This is a genomic window from Martinezella rhizogenes (assembly GCF_027460065.1).
GTDB lineage: Bacteria > Pseudomonadota > Alphaproteobacteria > Rhizobiales > Rhizobiaceae > Agrobacterium > Agrobacterium rhizogenes_C.
The window spans coordinates 111,905-137,234 of the sequence record NZ_JAPYZZ010000015.1 but is presented as its reverse complement, the minus strand read 5'-3'; the positions used below and the strand labels follow the sequence as shown (position 1 = coordinate 137,234).

30 protein-coding genes and 1 riboswitch are annotated in these 25,330 nt (G+C 60.1%); of the genes, 15 read left to right on the top strand and 15 right to left on the bottom strand.

Annotated elements, in window-relative coordinates; translation table 11 throughout:
• A partial coding sequence (locus tag O8B93_RS20955) for a hypothetical protein (RefSeq protein WP_269711271.1) occupies positions 1-257 on the bottom strand: 257 nt, incomplete at its 3' end.
• Positions 258-393: 136 nt separating this feature from the next.
• On the bottom strand, positions 394-1,281 hold the full coding sequence (locus O8B93_RS20950; protein WP_269711811.1) for a LysR family transcriptional regulator: 888 nt from the start codon (positions 1,279-1,281) through the stop codon (positions 394-396).
• A gap of 96 nt (positions 1,282-1,377) precedes the next feature.
• Between O8B93_RS20950 and O8B93_RS20945 the strand changes: the two genes are divergently transcribed.
• Complete coding sequence (locus tag O8B93_RS20945) at positions 1,378-1,920, top strand: GNAT family N-acetyltransferase (protein WP_269711804.1); 543 nt, start codon at positions 1,378-1,380, stop codon at positions 1,918-1,920.
• 5 nt (positions 1,921-1,925) lie between these two features.
• On the opposite strand, the gene O8B93_RS20940 is transcribed toward O8B93_RS20945, so the two are convergent.
• The gene (locus tag O8B93_RS20940; RefSeq protein ID WP_269711803.1) at positions 1,926-2,270 is read right to left on the bottom strand and encodes a hypothetical protein; all 345 of its coding nucleotides are present in this window, start codon (positions 2,268-2,270) and stop codon (positions 1,926-1,928) included.
• Between the two features lie 218 nt (positions 2,271-2,488).
• On the opposite strand from O8B93_RS20940, the gene O8B93_RS20935 reads away from it, so the two are divergent.
• Entirely contained in the window at positions 2,489-3,091 is a 603-nt protein-coding gene (locus tag O8B93_RS20935; RefSeq protein ID WP_003522258.1) for a superoxide dismutase, read from the top strand.
• A 114-nt stretch (positions 3,092-3,205) separates the two neighbouring features.
• Entirely contained in the window at positions 3,206-4,057 is an 852-nt protein-coding gene (locus O8B93_RS20930) for a metallophosphoesterase (protein ID WP_269711802.1), read from the top strand.
• An 86-nt stretch (positions 4,058-4,143) separates the two neighbouring features.
• Here the strand turns inward: O8B93_RS20930 and O8B93_RS20925 are convergent, their stop codons facing one another.
• Positions 4,144-4,833, bottom strand: a complete 690-nt coding sequence (locus O8B93_RS20925) for a helix-turn-helix transcriptional regulator (protein WP_269711801.1) — start codon at positions 4,831-4,833, stop codon at positions 4,144-4,146.
• A gap of 133 nt (positions 4,834-4,966) precedes the next feature.
• Between O8B93_RS20925 and O8B93_RS20920 the strand changes: the two genes are divergently transcribed.
• The 6 genes from O8B93_RS20920 (at position 4,967) to O8B93_RS20895 (ending at position 8,929) form a co-directional block, all read left to right on the top strand.
• On the top strand, positions 4,967-5,611 hold the full coding sequence (locus O8B93_RS20920; RefSeq protein WP_269711800.1) for a LysE family translocator: 645 nt from the start codon (positions 4,967-4,969) through the stop codon (positions 5,609-5,611).
• A gap of 194 nt (positions 5,612-5,805) precedes the next feature.
• Complete coding sequence (locus tag O8B93_RS20915; protein WP_269711799.1) at positions 5,806-6,240, top strand: c-type cytochrome; 435 nt, start codon at positions 5,806-5,808, stop codon at positions 6,238-6,240.
• Between the two features lie 88 nt (positions 6,241-6,328).
• Entirely contained in the window at positions 6,329-7,249 is a 921-nt protein-coding gene (locus O8B93_RS20910) for a c-type cytochrome (protein ID WP_269711798.1), read from the top strand.
• 67 nt (positions 7,250-7,316) lie between these two features.
• Positions 7,317-7,544, top strand: a riboswitch (cobalamin riboswitch).
• A 161-nt stretch (positions 7,545-7,705) separates the two neighbouring features.
• Positions 7,706-7,888, top strand: a complete 183-nt coding sequence (locus tag O8B93_RS20905; RefSeq protein ID WP_010971223.1) for a CbtB domain-containing protein — start codon at positions 7,706-7,708, stop codon at positions 7,886-7,888.
• 11 nt (positions 7,889-7,899) lie between these two features.
• Positions 7,900-8,610, top strand: coding sequence for a CbtA family protein (locus O8B93_RS20900; protein WP_269711797.1), 711 nt, complete (start codon positions 7,900-7,902; stop codon positions 8,608-8,610).
• A gap of 4 nt (positions 8,611-8,614) precedes the next feature.
• Positions 8,615-8,929 carry a hypothetical protein gene (locus O8B93_RS20895; RefSeq protein WP_269711796.1) on the top strand — a complete coding sequence of 105 codons (315 nt, stop codon included), beginning with the start codon at positions 8,615-8,617 and terminating at the stop codon, positions 8,927-8,929.
• A gap of 190 nt (positions 8,930-9,119) precedes the next feature.
• Here the strand turns inward: O8B93_RS20895 and O8B93_RS20890 are convergent, their stop codons facing one another.
• The 4 genes from O8B93_RS20890 to O8B93_RS20875 all read right to left on the bottom strand — a co-directional run bounded on the left by O8B93_RS20890 (position 9,120) and on the right by O8B93_RS20875 (position 11,221).
• Positions 9,120-9,686, bottom strand: a complete 567-nt coding sequence (locus tag O8B93_RS20890) for a type 1 glutamine amidotransferase family protein (RefSeq protein WP_269711795.1) — start codon at positions 9,684-9,686, stop codon at positions 9,120-9,122.
• A 21-nt stretch (positions 9,687-9,707) separates the two neighbouring features.
• A complete protein-coding gene (locus O8B93_RS20885) occupies positions 9,708-10,196 on the bottom strand; it encodes a GNAT family N-acetyltransferase (protein ID WP_003509304.1) in 489 nt (162 codons plus the stop codon).
• Between the two features lie 203 nt (positions 10,197-10,399).
• Positions 10,400-10,813 (bottom strand): MerR family transcriptional regulator, encoded by a 414-nt coding sequence (locus tag O8B93_RS20880; RefSeq protein ID WP_010971227.1) that lies wholly within the window; start codon positions 10,811-10,813, stop codon positions 10,400-10,402.
• 60 nt (positions 10,814-10,873) lie between these two features.
• On the bottom strand, positions 10,874-11,221 hold the full coding sequence (locus O8B93_RS20875; RefSeq protein ID WP_006312184.1) for a hypothetical protein: 348 nt from the start codon (positions 11,219-11,221) through the stop codon (positions 10,874-10,876).
• Positions 11,222-11,350: 129 nt separating this feature from the next.
• Between O8B93_RS20875 and dmeR the strand changes: the two genes are divergently transcribed.
• Both dmeR and dmeF read left to right on the top strand, forming a co-directional pair.
• The gene (gene dmeR / locus O8B93_RS20870) at positions 11,351-11,623 is read left to right on the top strand and encodes a Ni(II)/Co(II)-sensing transcriptional repressor DmeR (protein WP_077982723.1); all 273 of its coding nucleotides are present in this window, start codon (positions 11,351-11,353) and stop codon (positions 11,621-11,623) included.
• 41 nt (positions 11,624-11,664) lie between these two features.
• On the top strand, positions 11,665-12,672 hold the full coding sequence (gene dmeF / locus O8B93_RS20865) for a CDF family Co(II)/Ni(II) efflux transporter DmeF (protein WP_269711794.1): 1,008 nt from the start codon (positions 11,665-11,667) through the stop codon (positions 12,670-12,672).
• 10 nt (positions 12,673-12,682) lie between these two features.
• Here the strand turns inward: dmeF and O8B93_RS20860 are convergent, their stop codons facing one another.
• The 6 genes from O8B93_RS20860 to O8B93_RS20835 form a co-directional block, all read right to left on the bottom strand.
• Positions 12,683-12,970, bottom strand: a complete 288-nt coding sequence (locus tag O8B93_RS20860; RefSeq protein WP_269711793.1) for a hypothetical protein — start codon at positions 12,968-12,970, stop codon at positions 12,683-12,685.
• A 342-nt stretch (positions 12,971-13,312) separates the two neighbouring features.
• Positions 13,313-14,431 (bottom strand): quaternary amine ABC transporter ATP-binding protein, encoded by a 1,119-nt coding sequence (locus O8B93_RS20855; RefSeq protein ID WP_269711792.1) that lies wholly within the window; start codon positions 14,429-14,431, stop codon positions 13,313-13,315.
• Positions 14,424-15,332: an ABC transporter permease gene (locus tag O8B93_RS20850; protein WP_269711791.1), complete on the bottom strand. Its 909-nt coding sequence runs from the start codon at positions 15,330-15,332 to the stop codon at positions 14,424-14,426. The genes O8B93_RS20855 and O8B93_RS20850 overlap by 8 nt, the downstream gene beginning before the upstream one ends.
• Positions 15,333-15,576: 244 nt before the next feature.
• The gene (locus O8B93_RS20845; protein WP_269711790.1) at positions 15,577-16,578 is read right to left on the bottom strand and encodes an ABC transporter substrate-binding protein; all 1,002 of its coding nucleotides are present in this window, start codon (positions 16,576-16,578) and stop codon (positions 15,577-15,579) included.
• 495 nt (positions 16,579-17,073) lie between these two features.
• Positions 17,074-19,173 carry a S9 family peptidase gene (locus tag O8B93_RS20840; RefSeq protein ID WP_269711789.1) on the bottom strand — a complete coding sequence of 700 codons (2,100 nt, stop codon included), beginning with the start codon at positions 19,171-19,173 and terminating at the stop codon, positions 17,074-17,076.
• A gap of 142 nt (positions 19,174-19,315) precedes the next feature.
• Entirely contained in the window at positions 19,316-19,885 is a 570-nt protein-coding gene (locus O8B93_RS20835; protein ID WP_269711788.1) for a hypothetical protein, read from the bottom strand.
• Between the two features lie 318 nt (positions 19,886-20,203).
• On the opposite strand from O8B93_RS20835, the gene O8B93_RS20830 reads away from it, so the two are divergent.
• The 4 genes from O8B93_RS20830 (at position 20,204) to O8B93_RS20815 (ending at position 23,768) form a co-directional block, all read left to right on the top strand.
• The gene (locus O8B93_RS20830; protein ID WP_269711787.1) at positions 20,204-20,605 is read left to right on the top strand and encodes a DUF930 domain-containing protein; all 402 of its coding nucleotides are present in this window, start codon (positions 20,204-20,206) and stop codon (positions 20,603-20,605) included.
• Between the two features lie 103 nt (positions 20,606-20,708).
• Complete coding sequence (locus O8B93_RS20825; protein ID WP_269711786.1) at positions 20,709-21,617, top strand: dihydrodipicolinate synthase family protein; 909 nt, start codon at positions 20,709-20,711, stop codon at positions 21,615-21,617.
• A gap of 62 nt (positions 21,618-21,679) precedes the next feature.
• The gene (locus tag O8B93_RS20820; RefSeq protein ID WP_269711785.1) at positions 21,680-22,405 is read left to right on the top strand and encodes a polysaccharide deacetylase family protein; all 726 of its coding nucleotides are present in this window, start codon (positions 21,680-21,682) and stop codon (positions 22,403-22,405) included.
• A 271-nt stretch (positions 22,406-22,676) separates the two neighbouring features.
• Complete coding sequence (locus O8B93_RS20815) at positions 22,677-23,768, top strand: bifunctional transcriptional activator/DNA repair enzyme AdaA (RefSeq protein ID WP_269711784.1); 1,092 nt, start codon at positions 22,677-22,679, stop codon at positions 23,766-23,768.
• Between the two features lie 297 nt (positions 23,769-24,065).
• Here O8B93_RS20815 and O8B93_RS20810 read toward each other — a convergent pair whose 3' ends face one another.
• Positions 24,066-25,250, bottom strand: coding sequence for an AI-2E family transporter (locus O8B93_RS20810; RefSeq protein WP_269711783.1), 1,185 nt, complete (start codon positions 25,248-25,250; stop codon positions 24,066-24,068).
• Between the last annotated feature and the right edge of the window lie 80 nt (positions 25,251-25,330).

Here is a 25,330-nt window from a genome sequence, read left to right as displayed (position 1 = left end):
GGGGCCAGCGCCATATCCAAGGCGGTCGAAAGCGTGTGCGCGATGCCCTCTACATGGCAGCCCTTGTCGCTTATAGAATGAGATCGCCATTCGCATGCCTCATTCAAACCATGCAGGCCAAAGGCAAACCGTTCAAGGTCATGATCATCGCCATCGCCCGCAAACTGCTCGTTATCGCAAACGCCATTCTCAGAGACAAAACCACCTTCAGAACAACTTGAAACAACACGGATCAATACAGTTGCCAGCGCGATCAAGTCTTTGATCGCGAAAGAGTCTTCTCACGGCGCGAATGCGCCGTGGCTGGATGCCGGATCTAGTCCGGCATGACGGAGGAGAGGTATAGTCCTCTTCTTCAATCGTATAAGCCAGTACCCGAGGTCGGTGCGGGCTTCACCCTTTCCGCACATCCGGCAGCGCACTGGCCAGTGCCCGAAGCGGCGCAGTCATGTGCTTGTCGCGCCTCATCGCCAGCGCAATCCGCCGTTCGAGCGGCGGTTCGAGCGAGCGCCATTCAAGCCCGGATGCGGCTCCTTCATGTTCGACGGCCATGCGCGGCACGACGGCAAGGCCAAGACCCGCGCCCGCCAGTTTCTTGATGGCCTCGACGCTGCCCAGTTCCATGGCGGGCTGCACGGTGCGGCCGCTTGCCGAAAACCATTGGTCCACGAGCTTGCGCGTATTGCCGCCTTCGTAAAGCAGCAGAGATCGCGTCGACAGCGTTTCGGCATTCAGCGCGATTTTGCCCGGCACGGAGCCGTGCGGGAAAACCGCGACGAGTTCGTCGAGATGGATGTCGCGGATATCGAGGCTGCGGCCGCTGGCAGGTAGGGCCACGACCGCCGCGTCGATCGTATTGGCCTCCAGAAGCCGCAATATATCTTGGGTATTGCCTGTTTGCACGACGATGTCGATGCCGGGCATCGCCTGCCGGATGCGGCCGAGCACCGGCGGCAAGAGATAGATGCAGGCGGTGGCGCCCGTGCCGATGCGCAGGCTTCCCGTCGCCCCGCTGCGGTGCGGCGCTACCGTCTCGATGGCATGCGCCACCTCTTCGGATATGCGCCTTGCATGGACGAGAAAATCCCGCCCCGCCGCCGTCGGCTGCGCGCGCCTGCCGACCCTCTCGATCAGCCGCACCCCCAGCTGCTTTTCCAGAAGCCTTATATGCAGGCTGACGGCGGGCTGCGTCAGACCCGCTCTGTCGGCGGCGGCGGAAAAACTGCCGAGATCGGCCACGTCAATGAAACTGCGCATCTGCTTGAGATCGAGGTCCATTATCAAAGAAAACCTTATCGTTTGTATAAGACAGATAATCTTTATTTTGGCTGCGACGCAATGCACAATGGGGGTGTGAATGATCCGCAGGACAAGAGAATGACCCTTTCCGCCGTTTCCAGCCTTTTCATCCGCCCCTGTGAGGAGGCGGATATTCCAGCCATTACCGAGATTTACCGCGACGCCGTGCTTTATGGCAGCGCCAGCTTCGAAATCGATCCGCCCACGGTTGAAACCATGATCGAGCGCCGCCGCCTTCTGGTGGACGGAAACTACCCCTATCTCGTCGCCGAAGTCGATGGAAAGGTAGCCGGATACGCTTATGCTGGTGCCTATCGCGCGCGTCCCGCTTATGGCGCCACGGTGGAGGATTCCGTCTATCTCGATCCAGCCATGAAGGGTCGGGGCCTTGGCCGCAAGCTGCTCGACGCGCTGATTGAAGAGTCGACCTCGCGCGGTTTCCGCCAGATGGTCGCCGTCGTCGGCGATTCTGCCAATGCCGCTTCAGTCGGCGTGCATCGCGCTGCCGGTTTCGAGCTTGTCGGCACCTTCAAATCCATCGGCTGGAAGCACGGCCAATGGTTGGATACGGTGCTGATGCAACGGATGCTGGGTGAGGGCGATACCACGCCACGTTTCTAAGTCTTTCAGGGCTTGGTGGAGCCTGGAATTTCCACCTTCAGCGTATCGCCGGCAAGCTCGCTGCCCAGCTCCACGGCCTTGGTCTTCTTGTCGTAGACGCAGATATGGCTGACCGTCGCATCCGCACCCTTCGCCTTGCCGGTGAGGATGGCGAGGCCGTAATTTTCGCTGCCGACGGGATCGACCACCACCTTGGCATCCTCGATCATGTCCTTGGCCCCGGCAAGGCAGGCCGTCTGCACATCCGCCACGAATTCCTTCCAGGCATCATCAGACGATGCGGCGGCCGGCAGGGCGAGGCAGGAGAGGGCGGCGACAAGGATAAGGGGACGGATCAAAGGGCGGGTCATGGAATTTCCTTCCTGCATGTCATTAAAAGCGAACCGATAGGGTGGAAAACGGTACGCCAGGGTTGTGAAACAAATATGGTGGCGGCTGGCCAGAGACGAATTTTCTCTTTTGTCGGAACATTTTGATATTTCGCAGGTTGCCCAAACGGAGCTTCGCTCCTATGGTCCGCTCACAGGTTTCTAGGAGCGGTAACCCGCTGCAAAAAGGAGTAAAAACCATGGCCTTCGAACTTCCCGAACTCCCCTACGACTACGACGCGCTTGCACCTTACATGTCGCGCGAGACGCTCGAGTTCCATCACGACAAGCACCACAAGGCTTATGTCGACAACGGCAACAAGCTGGCTGCCGAAGCCGGTCTTTCCGACCTGTCGCTCGAAGAAGTCGTGAAGAAGTCGTTTGGCACCAATGCCGGCCTCTTCAACAATGCTGCCCAGCATTACAACCACGTCCATTTCTGGAAGTGGATGAAGAAGGGCGGCGGCGGCAACAAGCTGCCGGGCAAGCTGGAACAGGCATTCGCGTCCGATCTCGGCGGCTACGACAAGTTCAAGGCTGACTTCATCGCTGCCGGCACCACGCAGTTCGGCTCCGGCTGGGCATGGCTCTCCGTCAAGAACGGCAAGCTTGAAATCTCCAAGACCCCGAATGGCGAAAACCCGCTGGTTCACGGCGCAGATCCGATCCTCGGCGTCGACGTCTGGGAACACTCCTATTACATCGACTACCGCAACCTGCGTCCGAAGTACCTGGAAGCCTTCGTCGACAACCTCATCAACTGGGACTACGTCCTCGAGCGTTACGAAGCCGCTGCCAAGTAAGGCTTGAGCTACGGAATTTCTGGAACACCCGGCCCTTGCGCCGGGTGTTCTGCTTTAAGGGCCTGTCTGCTCCTGTCACAAGCCTGTCATCAGCCGGGTTTATCGCGGCGCATCATGACTGAAAAAAGCACGCCCCTCTTCTCCTTCGGCATTGTCGCCGATCCCCAATATGCCGACGCCGATCCCCGCCCGGACATGGGCCGTTATTATGTCGAAAGCCCGAAAAAGCTGGCTGAGGCGATCGACGTCTTCAACCGCGAGGATCTGGCCTTCGTGGTGACGCTCGGCGATATCATCGATCGCGGCTTTGAAAATTTCGATGCGATCCTCAGCGTTTATGACGCGCTTCGCCACCCCTCGGTGCTGCTGCCGGGCAATCACGATTTCGCCGTCGCCCCCGAGCATCTTTCCGCCGTCCACGTCCGCCTCGGCATGAAGGCCCCCTGGCATGATTTTGCCATCGGCGACATCCGCTTCGTCGTGCTTGACGGTAACGAGGTCAGCCTCTTTGCCCCGCCGCCCGGCGATCCGCGCCGCGCGGTCGCGCAGGAGCGGTTGAAGCGCCTGAGGGATGCCGATGCGATCAATGCGCAGGACTGGAACGCTTCGCTCAGTGACGAACAATTCGAATGGCTGCACACCGTTCTACAAAAGGCGGATGCGGCGGGCGAAACAGTGATAGCGCTGTGCCACTATCCCATCTATCCGGAAAACGCCCACAACATGTGGGATGCGCCACGCATCCTCGATCTTCTCGGTTCTCACCCGTCCGTTGCCGCATGGTTTAATGGCCATAATCACGAGGGCAACTACGGGACGCTTGGCACGACCCACTTCGTCAACTTCAAGGGCATGGTGGATACCCCTGATCAGAACACTTTCGCCATCACCGATGTTTTTGCGGACCGGATCGAGATTCGCGGTTTTGGGCGCGAGGAGGATCGGGTGCTGGAGTATTTGCGATAAAATGTTGCCGATAGGGACCCACTCTCGCCCCTCATTCCTGTGACAGGCACAGGAATGAGGGTGGGGGTTACGCGCCTGCACAGGTCTCACAGCTGGCCGCTCTGCCAGCCGCTCATCCACAATTGCCGCAGCTTCTCGCCTTCCATCTTGAAGAAGCTGCCCGTCGCGGTGCAATCCATCACCCGGTCCGAGCGGAAATTGCGGATGGCATGCCGCAACTCGCACCAGGCGACGATGTTCACCGTCTCGGAATAATAGATCACCGCAATCGGCCGAATCCGTCGCTGCGTTTCAGCGCCGCTTTCGTCGCGATAGCGCAGGTCCAGCCGCTCTTCATCGCGCACCGCTCGCCTGACTGTCGCAAGATCGATACCGGCAGGTGCGGGCGCGATGTTGCCCCAGGCGTGCAGGGCATTGGCGGAAAGTGTCTTCGACAGCGGTTCCGGCAGGGAGGCGGCGATCTTGTCGCTGACCTTTTTCGCCGCCCGGCGCAGTTCCGCATCGCCGGAGCGGCCGACCATGGCGAGCGCCAGCACGATCGCCTCGGTTTCTTCGATGGAAAACATCAGCGGCGGCAGGTTGAAGCCGGGACGCAGGATATAACCGACACCGCGCTCGCCTTCGATGGGCACGCGCATGGTCTGGAGGGCGGCTATGTCGCGATAGACCGAGCGCGAAGTCACTTCCAGCGTATCTGCAATTGTCTGTGCCGTGACTGGCCTGCGCGCCAACCGCAAAATCTGGATGATCTCGAACAGCCGCGACGCCTTGCGCATTGACATTTTCCCAGCGTTTTTGTGAAGACAACTGACATAATGCTGTCAGTTGGCTTTTCCTATAAGCGGCAAAACACATTGAGAAACATGCATATTCCTGAACGTGCCATAAGCCTCTTGAGGATATACTGACATGAGTTACGCCGAAAATCTCTGGCTTTTCTTTCTCGTCCTGTTTGGCATCATCATCTTGCCGGGCATGGACATGCTGTTTGTGCTGGCAAGTGCGCTGACGGGCGGGAAGAAAACCGGTCTGTCGGCCGCAAGCGGCATGAGTGCCGGCGGCATTGTGCATTCGCTTTATGGCGCGGCAGGCGTCGGTTTGCTTGCAGCCTGGATGCCGTCGCTGTTCCTGCCGCTTCTGCTTTTCGGAGCCACCTATATGGTCTGGATCGGCATCGGCCTGATGCGCAGCGCAATCACCGTGAATGGCGACGAGGCACAGGCAACCGCTTCTTCCAGAAAGGCTTTCTGGAGAGCGGTGATAACCTGCCTTTCCAACCCCAAGGCCTATCTCTTTATGATGGCGGTCTATCCGCAATTCATCAAACCCGGCTTCGGGCCGATCTGGATGCAGGGGCTGGTGATGGGTGCAATGGTGGCCGTGACGCAGTTTGCCGTCTATGGAACCTTGGCCCTGACGGCCGACAGAAGCCGGGCCTGGCTCATCTCGTCGCCCGCTGCCACGATTTTCATCGGCCGCGCCGCAGGCTTTCTGCTGATTGCCGCCGCCCTCGTGACCTTTTGGGAGGCAATCTCCTGGAGCGTGGGCGAATGATGCCGCGCGATTTCAGCCAGCCGTCAGATGCGCGCCGTAAAGTTAACCGTCCCCCTGCATCCGGGCCTCGTCTAGACTTCTGTTTTCACGGCGGAATTCACCGCAATGTGACTTCTTTTCGCCATCCGGAAAGGGCATCCTCGCGCCGTTCCATCTAGCGCCCGGTGTCCCAGCCGGATTAAAGGAGAGTGTGCATGAAACTGAAAACCATCACGGCGGCCATGCTGTTCGGCTGTCTTTGCGCCGGAGCTGTCTATGCTGCCGGCGAAGTCGAAAAACGTGAAGGCTTGATGAAGCAGATCGGCGGCTCCATGGGTGCGCTCGCCGCCATCTCCAAGGGCGAAAAGCCCTTTGACGCTGCCGCCGTCAAGGCTGCCGTGACGACCATCAGCACCAATGCCAAGGCTTTCCCTGACCAGTTCCCCGCCGGCACCGAGACCGGCAGCGCGGCCGCTCCCGCCATCTGGGAAAACTTTGCGGACTTCAAGGCCAAGGCCGCCAAGCTCGGCACGGATGCGGACATGGTTCTCGCCAATCTCCCCACCGATCAGGCCGGCGTCGCCACCGCCATGAAGACGCTCGGCGCCGATTGCGGCACCTGCCACCAGACCTATCGTCTGAAGAAATAATCGAAGCATCTGAAAACGCCGTCCACCGGCGGCGTTTTCCCGGCATGAAAGGCATCTGACCGGGTCAGGTGAGAATGGGGAGAGGGGTATGTCCTCCATCTGGACGAAGCTTGTGGGCGGGGCAGTGGTTGCGGCCATTGCGGGCTACGGAATTTTTGCCTGGGTCACCGCACCGGAACGCCAGGCGCCGAGCCATTGGGTAAGCCTCGGTGAACCTGACCTCGCCAATGGCGAAACGCTGTTCTGGGCCGGCGGCTGTGCAAGCTGTCACGCCGCACCCGATGCCAAGGGCGAGGGGCTGCTGACGCTTTCGGGCGGGCAGGCGCTGAAAAGCCCCTTCGGCACCTTTCATGTTCCCAATATTTCCTCTGATCCGCAGCACGGCATCGGCGGCTGGACGCTGGCGGAATTCGGCGATGCGATGACGCGCGGGGTGGGCAAGAACGGCGAACATCTTTACCCGTCCTTTCCCTATGCCTCCTATGCCCGCATGACGCAGAAGGACATCAATGATCTCTTCGGTTATCTGAAGGTCCTGCCGGCCAGCCAGAATGACGCGCCGGATCACGACCTGCCTTTCCCGTTCAACCTGCGCATGGCACTGGGCGGCTGGAAATTCCTCTATTTCGATACGTCCGCACCACCGCGTGTCGAACTCGCCAATGCCAATGCCGAATTGCTGCGTGGCCAATATCTGGTGGAAGGGCCGGGCCATTGCGGAGAATGCCATACCCCCCGCGACGCGCTTGGCGGCTTCGTGAAGGATCAGTGGCTGGCCGGTGGTCCCAATCCGGAAGGTGAGGGCCGCATTCCCGACATCACCCCCGGTTCGCAAAGCATCGGAAGCTGGGCCAAAGCCGATATCGCCAGCTATCTCGAAACCGGCTTCACCCCGGAATTCGACAGCGTCGGCGGCTCCATGGTCAAGGTGCAGCAGAACATGGCGCATCTGACCGCCGAAGACCGCGATGCGATCGCCGCCTATCTCAAGGCCATTCCGGCACGGTAACCCTCAGCCGAGGCGAGGGCGCGCGGTTCGAAAGCAGGCCTGCCATTGACTCCTGCATCTGCCCAGCGGATAACATGTCCGTGATGGTTCCTTCCGGGCGTTCCGGAAGGTGAAAAGGGAACACGATAGGGAGAAATCCTCATTCGTGGCTGCCCCCGCAACTGTGAGCGGAGAGCCTGAAACGAAATGCCACTGGCAAGCCATCTCGCCTCCATCAAGGGTGAGGGCAATGCCGGGAAGGTGTTTCAGGTTTTGACCCGTAAGCCAGGAGACCTGCCATCACGGAAATATCCATGCCGGCGGGGTGTCCGGAAGAGCGGAATTTCAGGGTGGTGGCATCAGGCCTCCCTGTGTCAGTCTCGTATCCCCGTGGTGAAGTATATCGCATGCGGTCCTGCGGCTTTTGCCGTTCGCCCGCATCTAAAGGCGCGGGGTCGCGCCGGGAGAGGGGTCACCATGTCCACCAACCTGAATACGGCCAATTCAGCCGTTTCCGTAAAAACAGCCAGCGTCGCGCAGTCGCTGACAGCGATCGTGCTTGGCCTTTTCGTCGTCGGTTTTGTCGGCTTTTCCCATGTGGAGGCCGTGCACAATGCCGCGCATGACACGCGCCATGCCAATGCCTTCCCCTGCCATTGAGGGGAAACGGCATGTCATTTTTTCGCAATATCGTCTTCACCGCCGTTCTCGTCGGCATCGTCGGCGGTTTCGCCGTGTCTGCCATGCAGGCGGTCAGTACCACGCCGCTCATCCTGCAGGCGGAAACCTTTGAAAGCGCCGGCGAAGCGCCCCATAGCCATGATGCACCGGCGCCCGGTGCTGCCGTTCCCGCCCATGAGCATAATGACGAGGCCTGGGCTCCGGCCGATGGTTTCGAGCGCACCGCCTACACCGTCGCCGCCAATGTGCTGACCGCCATCGGTTACGCGCTGGTGCTGACCGGCCTCATTTCGTTGCGCGGCACCAATACCGGCTGGCGTGAGGGGCTTTTGTGGGGCGTTGCCGGTTTTGCCGCCGTCATGCTCGCCCCGATGATCGGCCTGCCGCCGGAACTGCCGGGCAGCCCGGCCGCCGCACTCGAAGCGCGGCAGATCTGGTGGCTCGCGACCGTTGCCGCAACCGCCGGCGGCATTGCGTTCATCGCCTTCCGCCGCGAACCCTGGGCGGTCCTGCTGGCGCTGGTGCTGATCGTCGCCCCGCATGTGGTCGGCGCACCGCTGCCGCCGGAAGGCGAACATGCGCTGGCACCTTTGCCGCTGGAGCGTCAGTTCATCGTTGCCGCCACCGTCACCAGCTTCGTTTTCTGGTCGCTGATCGGCACGTTGAGCGCGTTTTTCCTGAAGCGCTTCCAGCAGGCTTGAAACCGTGCAGCACGCAGCGGAATGGAGTGAGGAACTCGATGCGCTGCGTTTTGCCGTTCCCGGTCACGGTGCGCCTTGCGCCGTGCACCGCCTTGCCTTCAAGGCCGTTCTCGGGGCAACCCCGGGGCGCGAGGCGGCTCTGGCCTGTTTTCATGAAAACGAGGCTGCTTTTATCGCTGCTGCACTCAGCAAGATAAAACGCTCGAATTTGCCCGCGGGTCGCAGCCTGCATCTGAACAGCCGCGATATTCGCCGTGCGATTGCGGGTGAGGGCGGGGCGCCAGCGGCGCGTGTCTGCCGGTTGCTGGATCGGGGATAATGAGTGAGAGTGCAAAGACGTTCGTATTTTGCACTACCTCATTCCTGTGCTTGTCACAGGAATCCAGTCGACGCGCGTCTGCGCGACGAGAGGAGTCCTTTCAGCCCAAGGACTTGGGCTGGCTGGATTCCTGTGACAAGCACAGGAATGAGGGTGTTGGGCTTAGCGGCCGACAATATTCGCGTAAGCCTCACCCATGCTCCGCCGCAAAAATTCCGAGTTCCGCCTCGGCTTCCGGACCAAAGAGTCCGAGGCTTTTCAGAATTTCCACGGCGAAACTGACCGGCGCGCTGCCGGCCGCCGTGATGACGCCGCCATCACTGACCGCTCTCGGCTGATCGCGATAGAGCGCTTCACCGCGATAGGCGGGATAGGCCTTGTGCGATGCCAGCGCATTGCCGGTATGGGCGACATTGTTCAGAACACCCGTGCCAGCGAGCGCGCTCGCCGCCGCGCAGATGCCGGCGACCAGCCGGTCCCTGTCGCGAAACCGCTTGACCAGCCCGCCAAGATCGGCAGCCGTTCCCTTTTCCCAGCTGAGACCGCCGGGAATGACGAGCGCGTCGATGTCAACGGGATCGAGCGCGTCATAGGATGTGTCCGGCGTCACCTTCAGCCCGCCCATCGAGATCACCGGCCCGCCATCAGGCGTGGCGTGAACGATCTCGACGCCGAGATAGCTGCGTGCTGCCGCCGCAAGCAGCGCCGGTTCCCAGTCGGCAAAATCCTGTGCGAGCGCAATGGCGATCCGTGTCATGGCCGTCTCCGTGGGCTTTGATCAGGCGATGGACTGCATGTAGCGCATGCCGGTGACCGGCCTCGGCGCGAAATCCATGTTTTCGTAGAAACGATGCGCCGCCACATTGCCTGTTGTGGCGCTGACGGAAAGATAGTCGCAGCCCAGCCGCTTGGCGATATCGCGGGCGCGGGACACCAGATGCTGGCCCGTGCCATGGCCGCGATGACCGTCACGCACGAAGAGATGATGCAGCTCCAGCCCGCGCCGGCCTTCCTGCGCCCTGTAGAGCGGCAGAAGCAGGGCGTAACCGATTAGCGCGCCATCGGCCTCGGCTACAAGACCATGCACCCAGGGAAGCGGTCCGAACAGATCGCGCTCCAGCTTGGCCGGCGTGATCGCCGCCGCATCGCCGTGGTAGGAGGCAAGTAGGGTGATCATCTCGTTGAGTTCGGGCAGATCGGTCTTGCGCGCGCCGCGAATGATGACGACGGGCGGTCTTTCCAGTGTCAGGGAGCTATCTTCGGTCATTTTTTCGGTCCTTTGGTCTTATCGGTGCCGTCAGGACGTTTGAAAACAACAAAGCCGCCTGACGGCGGCTTGTTGACGATATGATCTGTCGAGCCGCCCTTAGAGGAAGGCCCAAAAGTACGAGCAGGAGATGGGTGCGCGTTCGTTGATCATGGGGAATGCAATGCGCCCGAATCCGTAATCTGTCAAGCCCGGTTTTAAGGTCAATGCTCACCCTCGCACATGCCGTGGTTGGAAAGCGCGCGGATGACGTAACAATCCTCGATCGAATGGCCGTGGCAATGGGAGACGATGCGTTCCAGCTCGTGTTCCAGCTTTTTCAGGCTGGCGATCTTTTCGCGCACATGGGCAAGATGCTCGGCGGCGATGCGGTCTGCACCTTCGCAGGGCATCTGCCGGTGCTGGCTGAGCGCGAGCAGCTCGCGGATGGCCTCGATATTCAGGCCGAGATCGCGCGCATGGCGGATGAAGGCCAGCCTTTCGAGGTCGGATTTTTCGTACCGGCGCTGGTTGCCATCCGAACGATCCGCCTCGCGGATGAGGCCCATCTGCTCGTAATAACGGATCGTCGGCACCTTCACGCCAGTGCGTTTGGACAGTTCACCAATGGACAGCATGGCTTTCTCCATATCTCCAGTCTCTAGAGATATGGCTTTTTCACGACCGATTCAATGGCCTCAAGCGGCGTCGTTGACGCCAAGCGCCTGGGCCAGTGCCTTCAGAACCTGCGATTCGAGGCTTGCCATATCCGGCTGGGCGGAAGCGACCACGTCAGCGTTGGCGCCAGTGGAGGCGGAAGCGCCGCTGTTCATGTCCCAGAGAGCAGCGGCCAGGCTGGCGGAAGCACCGGCCAGCGGAGCGACGGCTGTGGCGACATTGCCTGCCACCGAAATGGCGCGATGGGCCGCCCGCGTCAGTTCCTGCAAAGCCTCGGTGGTGGACTGGCTCTCCCGGCTGTGCGCAGGCGCGATGCCGCGGACCGGAGAGGCGAAATTGATGCTGCTGGTTGCTGCGATAGTCGTCATGACTGTGAGTCCCCTAGTTCTGATGGAGCATTTTTAAGGTCCGAAACATTCGCGAAGATTGCGTCATGCACGCCTTGTGCAAAAAATTACCGCAATATAGTATACCCCCCTATAGTATATGAGGTGCACATGTCCCACACGATCCGCAACAAGGACAAGCTGCTGGCCCGCATCCGCCGCCTGAAAGGGCAGATGGAGGCTGTGGAGCGCGCATTGGACGAGGCCAAGCCCTGCGGCGAGGTGCTGCAATTGCTCGCTTCGGTGCGCGGAGCGCTTTCAGGCCTGACGGGGGAGGTGATGCAGGAGCATCTGCACGAACATGTAGTCCATGCCGAAAATGAAGACGAGCGGGCGCGGGCGGCGGAAGAGCTGGCCCAGGTGCTGAAGACCTACATCCGGTAAATTAGTGCAGTCCGGGTAGAATTGAGAGAGGATTGAGCGACATGACGACGACTTCCGAACCTTTCGCCACGGCGGAGCATCACCATATTTATCTCGGCCGGAATCATGAGCGCAATGAAAGGCGCGTCTGGATGGTCATTGCGTTGACCACCGTCATGATGGTGGCGGAGATCGTCGCCGGCCACTGGTTCGGCTCCATGGCGCTGACCGCGGATGGCTGGCACATGTCCACCCATGCGGGCGCGATGCTGATTTCGGCGCTCGCCTATCTCTACGCAAGGCGCGAGGCGCGCAATCCCCGCTTCAGCTTCGGCACCGGCAAGTTCGGAGATCTCGCCGGTTTTGCCAGCGCCGTCGTGCTTGCCGTGGTGGCACTGCTTATTGCGGTTGAAAGCGGCCTGCGCCTCATCAGCCCCGTCGAGATCGATTTCAACCAGGCGATTCTCGTCGCCGTCATCGGCCTTGCGGTCAATCTCGTCAGTGCCCTGCTGTTGAAGGATGACCATCATCACGATCATGGCCACGGCCATGGTCACGCCCACGGTTCCCATGCCCATCACGGCCATGGCAGCCATGCCCACCACGATCACGGTTCGCATGCGGAGCAGGGTGCAAAGGGCGGGCGGGACAATAATCTGCGCGCCGCCTATCTGCATGTGCTGGCCGATGCGCTGACCTCGGTTCTGGCCATCGTTGCACTGCTGCTCGGCAAATGGAATGGCTGGAACTTTCTCGACCCGCTGATGGGCATTGTCGGCGGTCTGGTTATCGCCCGCTGGTCATGGGGGCTCATTCGCTCCACGGCAACGACCCTGGTCGATGCGATGCCGCTGACGGACGACCTGCCGCAGGAAATCCGTGAAACGGTGGAAACGGAAGAGGATCGCATCACCGATCTGCATGTCTGGCAGGTTGGCCCCGGCCACCATGCGGCCATCGTGGCGATCCATTCGCAGGCGCCGAAAGCGCCGGCCTTTTATAAGCAGAAACTTGCCGCCATACATGAACTCTCGCATGTGACGGTGGAGGTCAGCCCGGCAAGTGCCTGATGGGAATCGCCTATTCGGTATATTCCGAATAGGCGCTGCGCACCCACTCCGCCTGTGCTTCCGCCGTATCTTCGGCGGCGGCGGCTGGCGTATCCTGATAGGCGGGCGCGCTGCCATTGCCGACAGCCCACAGCACATTGGCCAGCGACTGGGAAAGAATGGTGCTGGAAACGGTGGGATTGCCGGGGCCGCGTTTCACGGCCTGCTCTTCCGGCACGCTTTGCGCGCTGCCAGCTTTATCAATGTCGCGGATGCGACCCTGATAATTATATCCGCCAATATTGCTTTCGATCTGCATGTCGGTGATTCCGCGTTCAAAAGTTAACGAATGGTTAACGGCGGCGACTTGTCTGAAACTTGCGCCTGCTGCGCTGCAACGACGGTCGAGGGTTGACAGCCGGCGAAGTAGTGCTTCGTTTTTGCATTGGGAACGGGGCGTGCGAGGATGCAATAACCGTTTATATTCGAGACGAGGCAGGATCGCATGGGTGCTGAAAGGCCTGCCTCACACTCCGCGTCATCCTCGCCCTTGAGGCGAGGATCCATCACCTGCGGTGATCTGGAGAAAGAGTGGATCCTCGCCTCAAGGGCGAGGATGACGGCGGAGAGTTTTAGAACTTTATAGACAGGATCAAGCGGATCACGCCGTTTCCTTCTCCACCAGAGCAACGGGCTCCCGCACCTTCTCCGGTTTATCCGTCGCCTTCACCTCCACCTCTTGCGAGGTGTCCCCCTCCTGCGGCGCAGGCGTCACCATGGCCGCCACCAGCGTGTCGAGGCCGATGCTGCCGACCGGCTTGCCGTGCTCGTCCACCACATGGGCCTGCGTCTCGTTGGCTTCCGACATGTCGCGGGCAATGGTTTCCAGCGTCGCGTTCTCAGGCACCGGCATGCCCTCGGGGCGGCTTTCGAGCGGCTCCATGACGGTGGTCGCCTGCAACACGCGGCTGCGATTGACGTCGCGCACGAAGTCGGTGACGTAACCATCGGCCGGCGAGAGAATGATGCTCTGGCCGTCGCCCTGCTGCACCACTTCGCCGTCCTTTAGAATGGCGATGTGGTCGCCGAGCCGCAAAGCCTCGTCCAGATCATGGGTGATGAACACCACGGTCTTCTTCAGCTCCTGCTGCAGATCGAGCAGCATGGTCTGCATATCGACACGGATCAGCGGATCGAGTGCCGAATAGGCTTCATCCATCAGCAGAATATCGGCGTCATTGGCAAGCGCCCGGGCAAGGCCCACACGCTGCTGCATGCCGCCGGAAAGCTGGTTCGGATAATAATCCTCGTAACCGGCAAGGCCGACCCGCTCCAGCCAGTAGCGGCCCTTTTCTTCGCTTTCCTTGCGCGGTACGCCCTGGATGTCGAGACCGTAGACGCTGTTTTCCAGCACCGTGCGATGCGGCAGCAGCCCGAATTTCTGGAACACCATTGCTGTCTTGTGACGGCGGAATTTCCTGAGCGCCGAGGTGCTCATGCCGCAAATATCCTCGCCGTCATAAAGAACCTCGCCGGCGGTCGGGTCGATCAGCCGGTTGATGTGGCGGATGAGCGTCGACTTGCCGGAGCCGGAAAGGCCCATGACGACGGTGATCTTGCCGCCCGGCATGGTGATGTTGATGTTGTTGAGGCCAAGCACGTGGTTGTGTTTGTCGTTCAACTCCACCTTGTCCATGCCCGACCGCACCGCTTCGAGATATTTCTCGGGATGCTTGCCGAAGATCTTGTAAAGATTCTTGATTTCGATGCTTTTAGCCATGGGAGACCTCGCGGTATTTCTGCAGGCGCTTGCCGAAAGCCTGGCTCGCCCGGTCAAACATGATGGCGATGGCGACCAGAGCGAAACCGTTCAGGAAGCCCACCGTGAAGAACTGGTTGTTGATGGCCTGCAGCACGTTCTTGCCGAGCCCGCCGACACCGACCATGGAGGCGACGACGACCATGGCGAGCGCCATCATGATGGTCTGGTTGATGCCGGTCATGATGGTGGGCAACGCCAGCGGCAGTTGCACGTTGAACAGCTTCTGGCCGTTGGAGGAACCGAAGGCGTCGGCCGCTTCCAGCACTTCGCGATCAACGAGGCGAATGCCGAGGCTGGTCAGGCGGATGACGGGCGGAATGGCATAGATCACCACTGCGATCAGGCCCGGAACCTTGCCGATGCCGAAAATCACCACCACGGGGATGAGATAAACGAAGCTGGGCAGGGTCTGCATCACGTCGAGCACGGGATTGATGAGGCGTTGCAGGCGTTCGGAACGACCCATCAGGATGCCGAGCGGCAGGCCGATGACGATGGCGATCAGGGTGGCGATGGCGACGATGGAGAGCGTCGTCATGGCGTCTCGCCACAGGCCGACCGCGCCGATCATGAGGAGAGAGATGGCGGTGCCGCCGGTGATCTTGAAGCTGCGCCCGGCCAGATGCACGATGGCGAGAATGACCAGCATCGTGATGATCCACGGCGTCTGGATGAACAGCCGCTCCGAGGCATTGAGGAAGAGCTGCAGCGGATGCACGATCACATCGATCGCATCGCCGTAATTGCGCACGATATCGCGAAACCCGTCATCGATGGTCTTGCGGGCCACGCGCATGGTGGAGTTGTCGATTGCCGGGAACTTGCAGAGCAGGTCCGGCAGGTAATTGCAGAGGGCCATTATTGTTGTTTTCCCTTTGGGTTTTGGGGATGGGGACGGGGATGATGGCGCGCGGGGCACCCCCCTCTGTCCTGCCGGACATCTCCCCCTCAAGGGGGGAGATCGACAAGCGGCGAGGTATCGCCCATCACCTGCGTTGCGGATTGAGCGAGAGGATGCCTCTTGCCGATCTCCCTCCTTGAGGGGGAGATGCCCGGCAGGGCAGAGGGGGGTAAGCGGCTTGCGCCGACTCCCCATCAACCACTCACATCGAAGCCTTGATCTTCTCCGCCACCTCGGCCGGAACCCACTTCGTCCAGATGTCCTCATGGTTCTCGAGGAAATATTCCGCGCCATCCTCGTTGGTGCCCTGGTTCTCATCCATCCAGGCAAGGATTTCAGCGACTGTCTTGTTGTCCCAGTTGCGGGCCTTGAGATAACCCATCGTCACCCCGGCCTTACCTTCGAAATCCTTGGTGATGACGGTAAAGACATCGGCTACCGGATAGGCATTGACCTTGGGATCGGCGCAATCGACCTTGGCCGTGCACTCGTCGAAATGGGCGCGGTCGAGTTCGACGCCGTCATCCAGCTTCACCATCTCGTATTTGCCGAGAATGGCGGTGGGCGACCAATAATAGCCGAGCCAGCCCTGCTTCTTTTCGAATGCATTGGCGATCGAACCGTCGAGGCCGGCGGCGGAGCCGGTATCGACCAGCGTGAAGCCCTTTTTGTCGCCTTCGCGTGCCTTGTAGAGATTGGTGGTGGTCACCTGGCAGTTCCAGCCGGAGGGGCAATTGTGCACGGCGCCCTTGCTGGCGTCTTCCGGAGCGGGGAAGAGCTCGGGATGTTTCAGCGCATCCTCGACGGTCTTGATATCGGGATGTTCATCGGCGATGAATTTCGGGATCCACCAGCCTTCGATACCGCCTTCGGAAAGAATTTTCGATGCTTCGATCATGCGGCCGTCCTTGACGGCGGCGTCGAGCGGCTCGCGCACGGCATTCACCCACAATTCGGGCGCCATGTCCGGCTGGCCCTTTTCGTTCATGGAGGCGAAGGTCGGCATGGTATCGCCGCTGACGACATTGACCGTGCAGTCATAGCCGTTTTCCATGATGAACTTGTCGACGTAAGCCGCGACACCGGCGGATGCCCAGTTCATTTCGGCGATGGAGATGCTGCCGCACTCTTCGGCGGCATTTGCTGCACCGGCAGCGATGATAAAGCCCGTTACGAGAATGGTCGAGGCGAGGAGTTTCTTCATGTGTAAGACCCCCAAGTCTGATGCAGTGTTTTCAATTGGCAAAGCGGGAGCACTGCAAAGCCCGGATTGCCAAGGGCGAACTGACATGGCGCATGGAAAAGCCGAAAAACCGGCGTCAAGAATATCCGCAAGACGTGCTGCAGGATTGCCGCGAGAAACGCGGCAGAAAGGCGCATGAATATGTCAACGAACGGCATAATACGGCCAAAAAGTGATATTGCAACGCAAAATGGCGCATCGCAGCCATGCGTTCGATTTTCGGAACATTTTTTCAGGTGGTGTAATACATGAAATATATTTGAGGTTCACTCAAGTCTATTATGGTTTTTAGTAATACGAAATAAAAATCCACGTATCAGCAAAGTGAAATTTAAAGAAAAGCAAACGGTGCATTTTTGTGGAAAAAAATATTCAGAAAGAGGTTTTTTGAAGGTATTTTCATACTGTTTTGGCTCGGGCGGCGGCTCCGTCGCCGCCCGTTTCGCAATCAAGGTCTCACACGGCGTCCTTGCCGGCCACCTTCAGCGCGAAGGCATATTCGAAGGCGATTTCTTCCAGCCGCTGGAAACGGCCGGACTTGCCGCCATGGCCGGCCGCCATGTTGGTCTTGAGCAGGATCGGCGCTTCCCCCGTCGTCTTTTCGCGCAGCTTCGCCACCCATTTGGTCGGCTCCCAATAGGTCACACGCGGATCGGTGAGGCCGGAAAGTGCCAGCAGCGGCGGATAGGGTTTTTCGCTGACATTGTCATAGGGACTATAGGCGGCGATCCAGCCATATTCCTCGGCCGATTCCAGCGGATTGCCCCATTCCGGCCATTCCGGCGGGGTCAGCGGCAAAGTGTCATCGAGCATGGTGGTCAGCACGTCCACGAAGGGAACGGCGGCGATGATGCCGGCGAATTTCTCCGGCGCCATATTGGCGACAGCCCCCATCAGCATGCCGCCGGCCGAGCCGCCTTCGGCGATAATGCCCCCATAGGAGGTGAAACCTTCCTGAACCAGATGATCGGCAGCGGCGATGAAATCCTTGAAGGTGTTCTGCTTGTCTTCCATCTTGCCGGTTTCGTACCATTCGAAACCCTTGTCCTTGCCGCCGCGAATATGGGCGATGGCATAGATGAAACCACGGTCGGCGAGCGACAGCGTGGTGGTGGAGAAGGAGGCGGGAATGGTGATGCCGTAAGCGCCATAACCATAAAGCAGGCAGGGGGCGGAACCGTCAAGCGCCACATCCTTGCGGTAAAGCAGCGAGACCGGCACGAGTTCGCCATCATGGGCGGGCGCCATGATGCGGCGGGTGATGTAATCATCAGGATTGTGGCCCGAGGGCACTTCCTGCGTCTTCAGAAGCGTGCGCTCGCGCGTCACCATGTCGTAATCGAACAGCTGGCTCGGCGTCGTCATCGAGGAATAGGAGAAGCGGATGACATCGGTGTCATATTCCGCCGCGCCATGCAGGCCAAGCGAATAGGCTTCCTCGGCAAAGGCGATGGAATGTTCCTCGCCCGTGCGGCGATCGCGGATGACGATGCGCGGCAGGCCGTCGCGGCGCTCAAGCCAGATCAGGTGGCGGGCATAGGCATCGACGGAAAGAATGAGACGGCCCGGCTCATGCGGGACGATCTCTTTCCAGTTTTCTTTGCCGGGCGCCGTGACCGGCGCTTCCACAATGCGGAAATCCTTGGCGTCGCCGTCATTGGTGAGAATGTAGAAGACATCACCGCCTTCGCACATCGAATATTCGATGCCTTCCTCGCGCTCCGCCACCACGGCAGGTTCGGCGGTCAGGTCGCTGGTGGAGAGAAGGCGATATTCGCTGGTCTCATGGTCGTGAATGTCGATGAAGATGAAATCGTCGAGAACCGACGCGCCAACACCCATGAAGAAGCCGGGATCCTTCTCCTCATAGACCAGACGGTCCGCCGATTGCGGCTGGCCGATAATATGGTGGAAGACCTTGGAGGGGCGGTGGTTCTCGTCCTGCAGCGTATAAAAGAAGCTCTTGCCATCAGGCGCCCAGGCCCCGCCGCCGCCGGTGTTTTCCACGACATCGGCAAGATCTTCGCCGGTTTCGAGGTTGCGGATGCGCAGCGTGAAATATTCCGAGCCCTTGTCGTCATAACCCCAGATGCCGTGGCTATGGTCGGAAGACTGGTCGAGGCCGGCAAGCCGGAAATAATCCTTGCCTTGCGCTTCCTTGTCGCCATCCAGCAGCACATGTTTTTCGCCGCCATCACGCGGGGTGCGGAAATAATGCGGCTGCTCGCCGCCGGTCACGAACAGCGTGCCATAGGCGTAAGGCCCGTCATTGACCGGCACGGAGGAATCATCCTGCTTGATGCGGCCCTTCATTTCCTCGAACAGCTTCTCCTGAAGCGCCTTAGTATCACCCATGGCCGCTTCCATATAGGCGTTCTCCGCTTCCAGATGGGCGCGGATGGCCGGGTCGAGCAGGGTGGGGTCCTTGAACATGGCCTGCCAGTTATCGGCCCGGAACCATGCATAATCGTCGGTGCGGGTAATGCCGTGATGCGTGTCCTGAACGGGCCGTTTTTCGGCGGTCGGAGCGGCGGGCAGGTTCTTGAAAATAGGCAAGGGAAACTCGCTTTCGTATGATGAACGGCGCTAGGAAAGATTCGTTGGGATCGACCCTAGCATCTTTTTGCGCGCCGCCTCACCCTTCGATCGGGACTTGCCGGAATTCGGATTCTGCGCCCACACGTCAAGGACGACTATGCTAGTCCTTTTCTCTTGCGATGTGGCCAATGCCCAGCTTAGGCCCATATTCCGAACTTCGTACATCGATGGGCATTAGCCAATGTTCCGGTTTGATTTGTCCAGCAGTCATGCACTTGATCAGAATACCCGCCCGTTTTGTAGCAGGATCGTAGAGCGGAACGGGTTCATCAAATAGTTTTACGAAAACGTGCAAACTCGAGCATGGCCGTTTGGCATTGAGATACATATTGACCTGCTTGGTCAGCCCAGCCTGTTTCACGTCGCCAATATCCGGCCTTTGCTCGATGTCCCTCAACTCCACAACGTAGTCGGCCAATTTTCCGAATGCTTTATCGGCTGGTCGATGGGAAATGGGGTGGCTTGTCGCGGTGGCCTTCACATAGGCTTTGTTGAGATTGAGGGCTTTGTATTCAGCGTCAGCTGCCCAAACCTGCGTGGCGACGTCCGCACCCAGAAGTACATTGGCAAAAGTTTTTGAAAGCCGGTATTTAGCGTTCTCTTTATCTGTTTGGGTGCAACTGGAAAGCAAAATTGCAATAAGTGTGAAATTAATAGCTATATTTTTCATAATGTACCGAAATATAATATTAGTTGGAATTTTAATTGTTCAATTAAGTTGGGTTTATATTTCAAGTTATTATATGAAATCCGCAAGATGGCAAGATGATTCGGCTTTTCGGTGCTGTAGACGTTAAAAAATCACCCTGCTGCTGTTCATCTTCCGCCCGATCAAGTTTCAAATCTCCACAGGTGAAATGAGGCTCGGGCACAATTTCGTCGGCTTTCGATCACATTTTGGCAATATCCGGCAAATCGGCGATGATGCGTGTCACCCACCGGCGCGCCGCACGCCCACAAGAACAAACGAAAAAACTGACAGGATCCCATGCGAACGTTTCTTCCCGCTGCCCTTTCTGCCTTTTTCCTTGCCTTGCAGGCTTTCACGCCCGCTTTCGCGATAGACGCCAGCGTCATGCGGGAGCTGAACGTGCTCGCCCCCGAGGAACGGCTGGAGCAGCGTTGCGATATCGAGGCGATGGAGAGGATAGCAACCGAGCAGAAGGGCATGCGGCCGGACAAGGTCATCGCCTACACGTTCGGTGATCCGGAAGTGGGCAAGAACTCCATCAAGGCGCCGGGCGCGGTCTTCAGAAGTTCGGGCGAATGGTACAGGCTCAAATACAAGTGCCAGCTCAAGAGCGACAGCCTCTCCATCCAGTCTTTCGATTACCGCGTCGGCGACAAGATTCCCGAAGAGCAGTGGAAGAAGTTGTATCTTTATGACTGACCGCCGAAATTTTCGGTGTGCCGAGGAAGTTTAGCCCCGCTTTTCTTGCCGCCCCGCCAGCGGCTCTGTAACCCTCTTGCCGATCAAAGCGAGGGAGACGGACATGGCGACACGATTCAAGGGGCTTTCGGCTTTTCCGATTACGCCGGCGGACGAGGCTGGGCGGGTCGATGTCGAGACCTTCTCCGCCCTGATCGCGCGGCTGGATGCGGCGGCGGTCGATTCTGTCGGCATTCTCGGCAGCACCGGCATCTATATGTTTCTCACGCGCGAAGAGAGGCGCCGCGCCATCGAGGCAGCCGCAGCCATCCTCAAGGGCAGGCGCACATTGATGGCAGGCGTCGGTGCATTGCGCACCGATGAGGCCGTGGCGCTGGCAAAGGACGCCGAAGCCGCCGGTGCTGATGCGCTGCTGCTCGCGCCCGTATCCTACACGCCGCTGACGCAGGAAGAGGCCTATCACCATTTCGCCGCCGTGGCCGGCGCGACGGCCCTGCCGCTCGCCATCTACAATAACCCGACGACCACCCGCTTTACCTTCAGCGACGAGCTTCTGGTACGGCTCGCCTATATCCCGAATATCCGCGCCATCAAGATGCCGTTGCCTGCCGATTCCGACTATGCCGGTGAGCTTGCGCGGCTCAAGCCCAAGCTGTCGGACGATTTCGCCATTGGCTACAGCGGTGACTGGGGCTGCGCCGAAGCCACGCTCGCCGGTGGCGACACCTGGTATAGCGTGGTTGCCGGCCTGCTGCCGGTTCCGGCCCTGCGGCTGATGCGGGCCGCTCAAGGGGGTAATGCGGAAGAGGTCAAAAGCATTGATGCGGCCTTCCAGCCGCTCTGGGCGCTGTTTAGGGAATTAGGCAGCATCCGCGTGATCTATGCCGCCGCCAACATCCTGTCGCTGACCGTCAGCGAACCGCCCCGGCCGATCCTGCCGCTCACCAGCGCGGAGCGCCAGCGGGTGGAAGAGGCGCTGGAGGCACTGTCCGTGCTGGAAACCGCGCCATAATTCGGGCGCTTTGCGGGCGGATTGCCACGGGAATACACTGCATGACACTGCGGAAAATGAAAATGATGCGTCGCCTCCTGCTTTCTGCCCTGTTTGCCTCTGCCGCCTCCGCCGCCTTTGCGGGGAACGGTCTTGTCGAGCCGTCGCTGAAAATGGCGCCGCAGCATGATGGCAAGGTGCGGGTGGCGATGACGCTCGATGCCTGCATGGGCAAGACCGACCACCGCATCCTCGATACGCTGGTGCGCGAGCGCATTCCTGCGACGATCTTCGTCACCGCCCGCTGGCTGAAGCACAATGGCGAGGCGCTCGCCGTGCTCATGGCGCATCCCGATCTGTTCGAGATCGAAAACCACGGCGAAAACCATGTGCCGGCGGTGGATAAGCCCGTCTCCATCTATGGCATTGCCGCCGCCGGTTCTGAAGCGGCGGTCGAGCAGGAGGTGGAGGGCGGTCGTCAGGCGATCGTCGCGGCCACCGGTCTCCAGCCGCAATGGTTCCGTGGTGCGACGGCCAAATATACGAATTCCTCCATGGCCACCATCAATCGCCTCGGCATGCGGGTGGCGGGTTATTCCGTCAATGGCGATGGCGGCTCGCTGCTGGGCGCGGCCATGACGGCAAAACACATCGCTGCCGCCAAGAATGGCGATGTCATCATCTCCCACATCAACCAGCCCACCCATGAGGCGGGCGAAGGCGTGGTGAAGGGCCTTCTGGCGCTGAAGGCACGGGGTGTCATCTTCGCCCGGCTGGACGACCCGTCCTTCGCGCCGCCGGGGAACTGAAACTGGGACCTTGCCGCGTATTTCTTCTCCCCGCCGGGGAGAAGATGGCCCGAAGGGTCAGATGAGGGGGCAACGTTGCCGAATATCTCTACCGTAGCCCCCTCATCCGGCGCTGCGCGCCACCTTCTCCCCGGCGGGGAGAAGAAATAGGCCGCACCCGCTCGCTTCACTGGAAACAGCGGTGAGCTAAGCTGGCAGACGAAGATACATCCCCCACATCCACGCCCGTTTTTCGGCGGCATGCCGCTCGAATTTGCGCTAGCATCCTCCCATGATGCTGTTCAAACGCCCCGACACCGAAACCCTCTATTCCGCCCTTGTGAACAAGGACCCCGCCTATGAAGGCGTGGCCTATGTCTGCGTGACGTCCACGAAGATTTTCTGCCGCTTCACCTGCACGGCGAGAAAGCCGAAGATCGAGAACTGCCGGTTCCGCGAGACCATCGCCGAGTGCCTGGAGGCGGGTTTTCGCCCCTGCAAGCGCTGCAAGCCGATGCTGTCTTATGGCACGGCCGACGAAACCGTCACCGCGCTTCTGACCGCGCTGGAAAACGAACCGGCGCGGCGCTGGCGTGAGGAGGATGTGATGGCGCTCGGCCATGATCCCTCCACCGTGCGGCGCACCTTCAAGCGCCGTTTCGGCATGAGCTTTCTGGAAATCGCCCGGCTGCGGCGGGTGGGGGATGCGGCGGAAAGCCTTGCCTCAGGAGAGGCGGTGATCGGCGCGCAGATTGATGCCGGTTATGAATCCGGCAGCGGCTTTCGCTCGGCGATCAACCAGTTCTTCGGCTCCTCGCCCGCCGCCATGAAGGGCAGGGGTTTCCTGAAGGGCGACTGGATCGATACGCCGATCGGCCCGATGCTGGTCGTTGCCGACGATCACGCCCTACATCTTCTCGAATTCGCGGACCGGCCGGCCCTTCCGGCCGAGCTGAAGCGGCTGAAAACGCGAACCGGTGCGGATATGGTGCTGGGCCGCACCGCGGTCACCGGCCAGATCGCCGCGGAACTTGCCGCCTATTTCGCCGGCAACTCGGCCGGTTTCGAAACGCGGCTTGCCGGCCACGGCACGCCCTTCGAGCGCGATGTCTGGCGCAACCTGCGGGAAATCCCGGTGGGAGAGATCGTCAGCTATTCTTCACTTGCAACCAGCATGGACAGGTCCTCCGCCGTCCGCGCCGTGGCCCGCGCCAATGGCGCCAACCAGATTGCGATTGTCGTGCCCTGCCACCGGGTGCTGGGGGCGGATGGCAGCCTGACGGGGTATGGCGGCGGTCTGTGGCGGAAGAAATGGCTGATCGAGCACGAGCGCCGCATGGCGAGCGCGCAGGGGGAGGCGCAGGGAATGCCGCTTGCTTCCTGAGCGGCCTGGTTGTTGGCTTTCAGGAGGTTGTCCGTAGACGGCGGGCGCGTGGGGCTTACCCCCCTCTGCCCTGCCGGACATCTCCCCCTCAAGGGGGGAGATCGGCAGGAGGCGCCACCACCACTTCATTCGCAAATGTCGAGACGGGCGAGACTTATCCGCGAGTCGATCTCCCCCCTTGAGGGGGAGATGCCCGGCAGGGCAGAGGGGGGTAAACCCCACACACCCACGTCAACGGACGTCCCTTGAACGCTCCCACCCGGAGCAGTTCAGCACTTCCGCCCGGAACCCCGGCGTCTAATCCGGCAGTTTCGGCACCACCCGGCGCGAGGGAAACAGCTCGCGCGTCACCGTCATGGCAATCAGTGATAGCGGCAGTGCCAGCATGGCGCCGGCAGCACCCCACATCCAAGTCCAGAAGATGATCATCACGAAGACGAGGAAGGGGTTGATCTCCATGTTGCGGCCCACGACAGCCGGAAAGGCGAGGTTTTCCATCAGCAGGTGAATGGTGAAGAAGATCGCCGCCGGCATGAGCGCCAGAATCATGTTGTCATGGGTGATGATGCCGGCCACCGTCAGCGATATCGTCATGGCGGTGATGCCGAGAAACGGCACGAAGCTGGAGAGGAAGGCGAACAGCCCCCACAGAAGCGGCATGGCGAGCCCGCCGAAATAGGCGATGATCACCATCGTCACGCCAAGCCCGGCATAGATCAGCGCCGCCGTGGCGAAATAGGTACCGAGCACTTCTTCCACCGAGCCGATGATACGGATGGTTCTGAGCCGCTGGTGGCGGGCCGGAAAGGCCATGATGATCGCCTTGCGCAGCCTTAAGCGGCTGTAGAGAAACATCAGCAATGCGGCGAGGAAGATTAGCCCCTGAATGACGGCGGGGGTGATGTTGGAACCGAGCACGGAAATGATCTCGCCGCTGCGCGAAATCAGCGATTCCATCGACATGGATCCCATGCTGAAACTGGCTGCCGAGATATTCAGCCATCTGAGACTTTGAAGATAGGGCAGGAAGCGGTCGATGCTGCGCTCCACCAGCGCCGGCCCTTCCGAAGCGAGCAGAGAAAGCGGCTCGCTCAGTGAATTGACCACGAAGAACATCACCGCCGCCACGAGCGTAGAGAGGATGAGCGCGACGCCGAAGCCGGGAATGCCGTAGGAGCCGAGTTTTTCGGCGGCGATGCCGAGGATCATGCCGACCACGATTGCCATCACCACCGGGATGAGGATGAGCGACAATTCGTGAATGACCGCCATCAGCATGATGAGGAAAATGCCGATCACCGACCAGGCGACAACGACATCAAGCGCTTCGCGGCCGAGTGGCTGCTGGCTGCGCGCATCGTCGCGGCGTGAAGCGAAGGCAGGGGTTTCCAGCGGATCCGCCCTTGTCACCGGCGCGGCGGCGCCGCTGGCCATGTGATGGCCCAAAGTGCCGGTCTTGTCCGGTCTGGCATTTTCATTCATTGAACTGTCCCCCAATAAGGGCACAAACGTTCGAAAAATATGGCGGTTCCGGGGCGGCGCAAATTTTTGGCCGCCCCTTT

Bases quoted from the DNA above. Each gene is read 5' to 3' on its own strand.
- O8B93_RS20945 (WP_269711804.1), top strand. From the start codon at position 1,378: ATGACCCTTTCCGCCGTTTCCAGCCTTTTCATCCGCCCCTGTGAGGAG.
- O8B93_RS20940 (WP_269711803.1), bottom strand. From the start codon at position 2,270: ATGACCCGCCCTTTGATCCGTCCCCTTATCCTTGTCGCCGCCCTCTCC.
- O8B93_RS20935 (WP_003522258.1), top strand. From the start codon at position 2,489: ATGGCCTTCGAACTTCCCGAACTCCCCTACGACTACGACGCGCTTGCA.
- O8B93_RS20930 (WP_269711802.1), top strand. From the start codon at position 3,206: ATGACTGAAAAAAGCACGCCCCTCTTCTCCTTCGGCATTGTCGCCGAT.
- O8B93_RS20925 (WP_269711801.1), bottom strand. From the start codon at position 4,833: ATGCGCAAGGCGTCGCGGCTGTTCGAGATCATCCAGATTTTGCGGTTG.
- O8B93_RS20920 (WP_269711800.1), top strand. From the start codon at position 4,967: ATGAGTTACGCCGAAAATCTCTGGCTTTTCTTTCTCGTCCTGTTTGGC.
- O8B93_RS20915 (WP_269711799.1), top strand. From the start codon at position 5,806: ATGAAACTGAAAACCATCACGGCGGCCATGCTGTTCGGCTGTCTTTGC.
- O8B93_RS20910 (WP_269711798.1), top strand. From the start codon at position 6,329: ATGTCCTCCATCTGGACGAAGCTTGTGGGCGGGGCAGTGGTTGCGGCC.
- O8B93_RS20905 (WP_010971223.1), top strand. From the start codon at position 7,706: ATGTCCACCAACCTGAATACGGCCAATTCAGCCGTTTCCGTAAAAACA.
- O8B93_RS20900 (WP_269711797.1), top strand. From the start codon at position 7,900: ATGTCATTTTTTCGCAATATCGTCTTCACCGCCGTTCTCGTCGGCATC.
- O8B93_RS20890 (WP_269711795.1), bottom strand. From the start codon at position 9,686: ATGACACGGATCGCCATTGCGCTCGCACAGGATTTTGCCGACTGGGAA.
- O8B93_RS20885 (WP_003509304.1), bottom strand. From the start codon at position 10,196: ATGACCGAAGATAGCTCCCTGACACTGGAAAGACCGCCCGTCGTCATC.
- O8B93_RS20880 (WP_010971227.1), bottom strand. From the start codon at position 10,813: ATGCTGTCCATTGGTGAACTGTCCAAACGCACTGGCGTGAAGGTGCCG.
- O8B93_RS20875 (WP_006312184.1), bottom strand. From the start codon at position 11,221: ATGACGACTATCGCAGCAACCAGCAGCATCAATTTCGCCTCTCCGGTC.
- dmeR (WP_077982723.1), top strand. From the start codon at position 11,351: ATGTCCCACACGATCCGCAACAAGGACAAGCTGCTGGCCCGCATCCGC.
- dmeF (WP_269711794.1), top strand. From the start codon at position 11,665: ATGACGACGACTTCCGAACCTTTCGCCACGGCGGAGCATCACCATATT.
- O8B93_RS20860 (WP_269711793.1), bottom strand. From the start codon at position 12,970: ATGCAGATCGAAAGCAATATTGGCGGATATAATTATCAGGGTCGCATC.
- O8B93_RS20855 (WP_269711792.1), bottom strand. From the start codon at position 14,431: ATGGCTAAAAGCATCGAAATCAAGAATCTTTACAAGATCTTCGGCAAG.
- O8B93_RS20850 (WP_269711791.1), bottom strand. From the start codon at position 15,332: ATGGCCCTCTGCAATTACCTGCCGGACCTGCTCTGCAAGTTCCCGGCA.
- O8B93_RS20845 (WP_269711790.1), bottom strand. From the start codon at position 16,578: ATGAAGAAACTCCTCGCCTCGACCATTCTCGTAACGGGCTTTATCATC.
- O8B93_RS20835 (WP_269711788.1), bottom strand. From the start codon at position 19,885: ATGAAAAATATAGCTATTAATTTCACACTTATTGCAATTTTGCTTTCC.
- O8B93_RS20830 (WP_269711787.1), top strand. From the start codon at position 20,204: ATGCGAACGTTTCTTCCCGCTGCCCTTTCTGCCTTTTTCCTTGCCTTG.
- O8B93_RS20825 (WP_269711786.1), top strand. From the start codon at position 20,709: ATGGCGACACGATTCAAGGGGCTTTCGGCTTTTCCGATTACGCCGGCG.
- O8B93_RS20820 (WP_269711785.1), top strand. From the start codon at position 21,680: ATGATGCGTCGCCTCCTGCTTTCTGCCCTGTTTGCCTCTGCCGCCTCC.
- O8B93_RS20815 (WP_269711784.1), top strand. From the start codon at position 22,677: ATGATGCTGTTCAAACGCCCCGACACCGAAACCCTCTATTCCGCCCTT.
- O8B93_RS20810 (WP_269711783.1), bottom strand. From the start codon at position 25,250: ATGAATGAAAATGCCAGACCGGACAAGACCGGCACTTTGGGCCATCAC.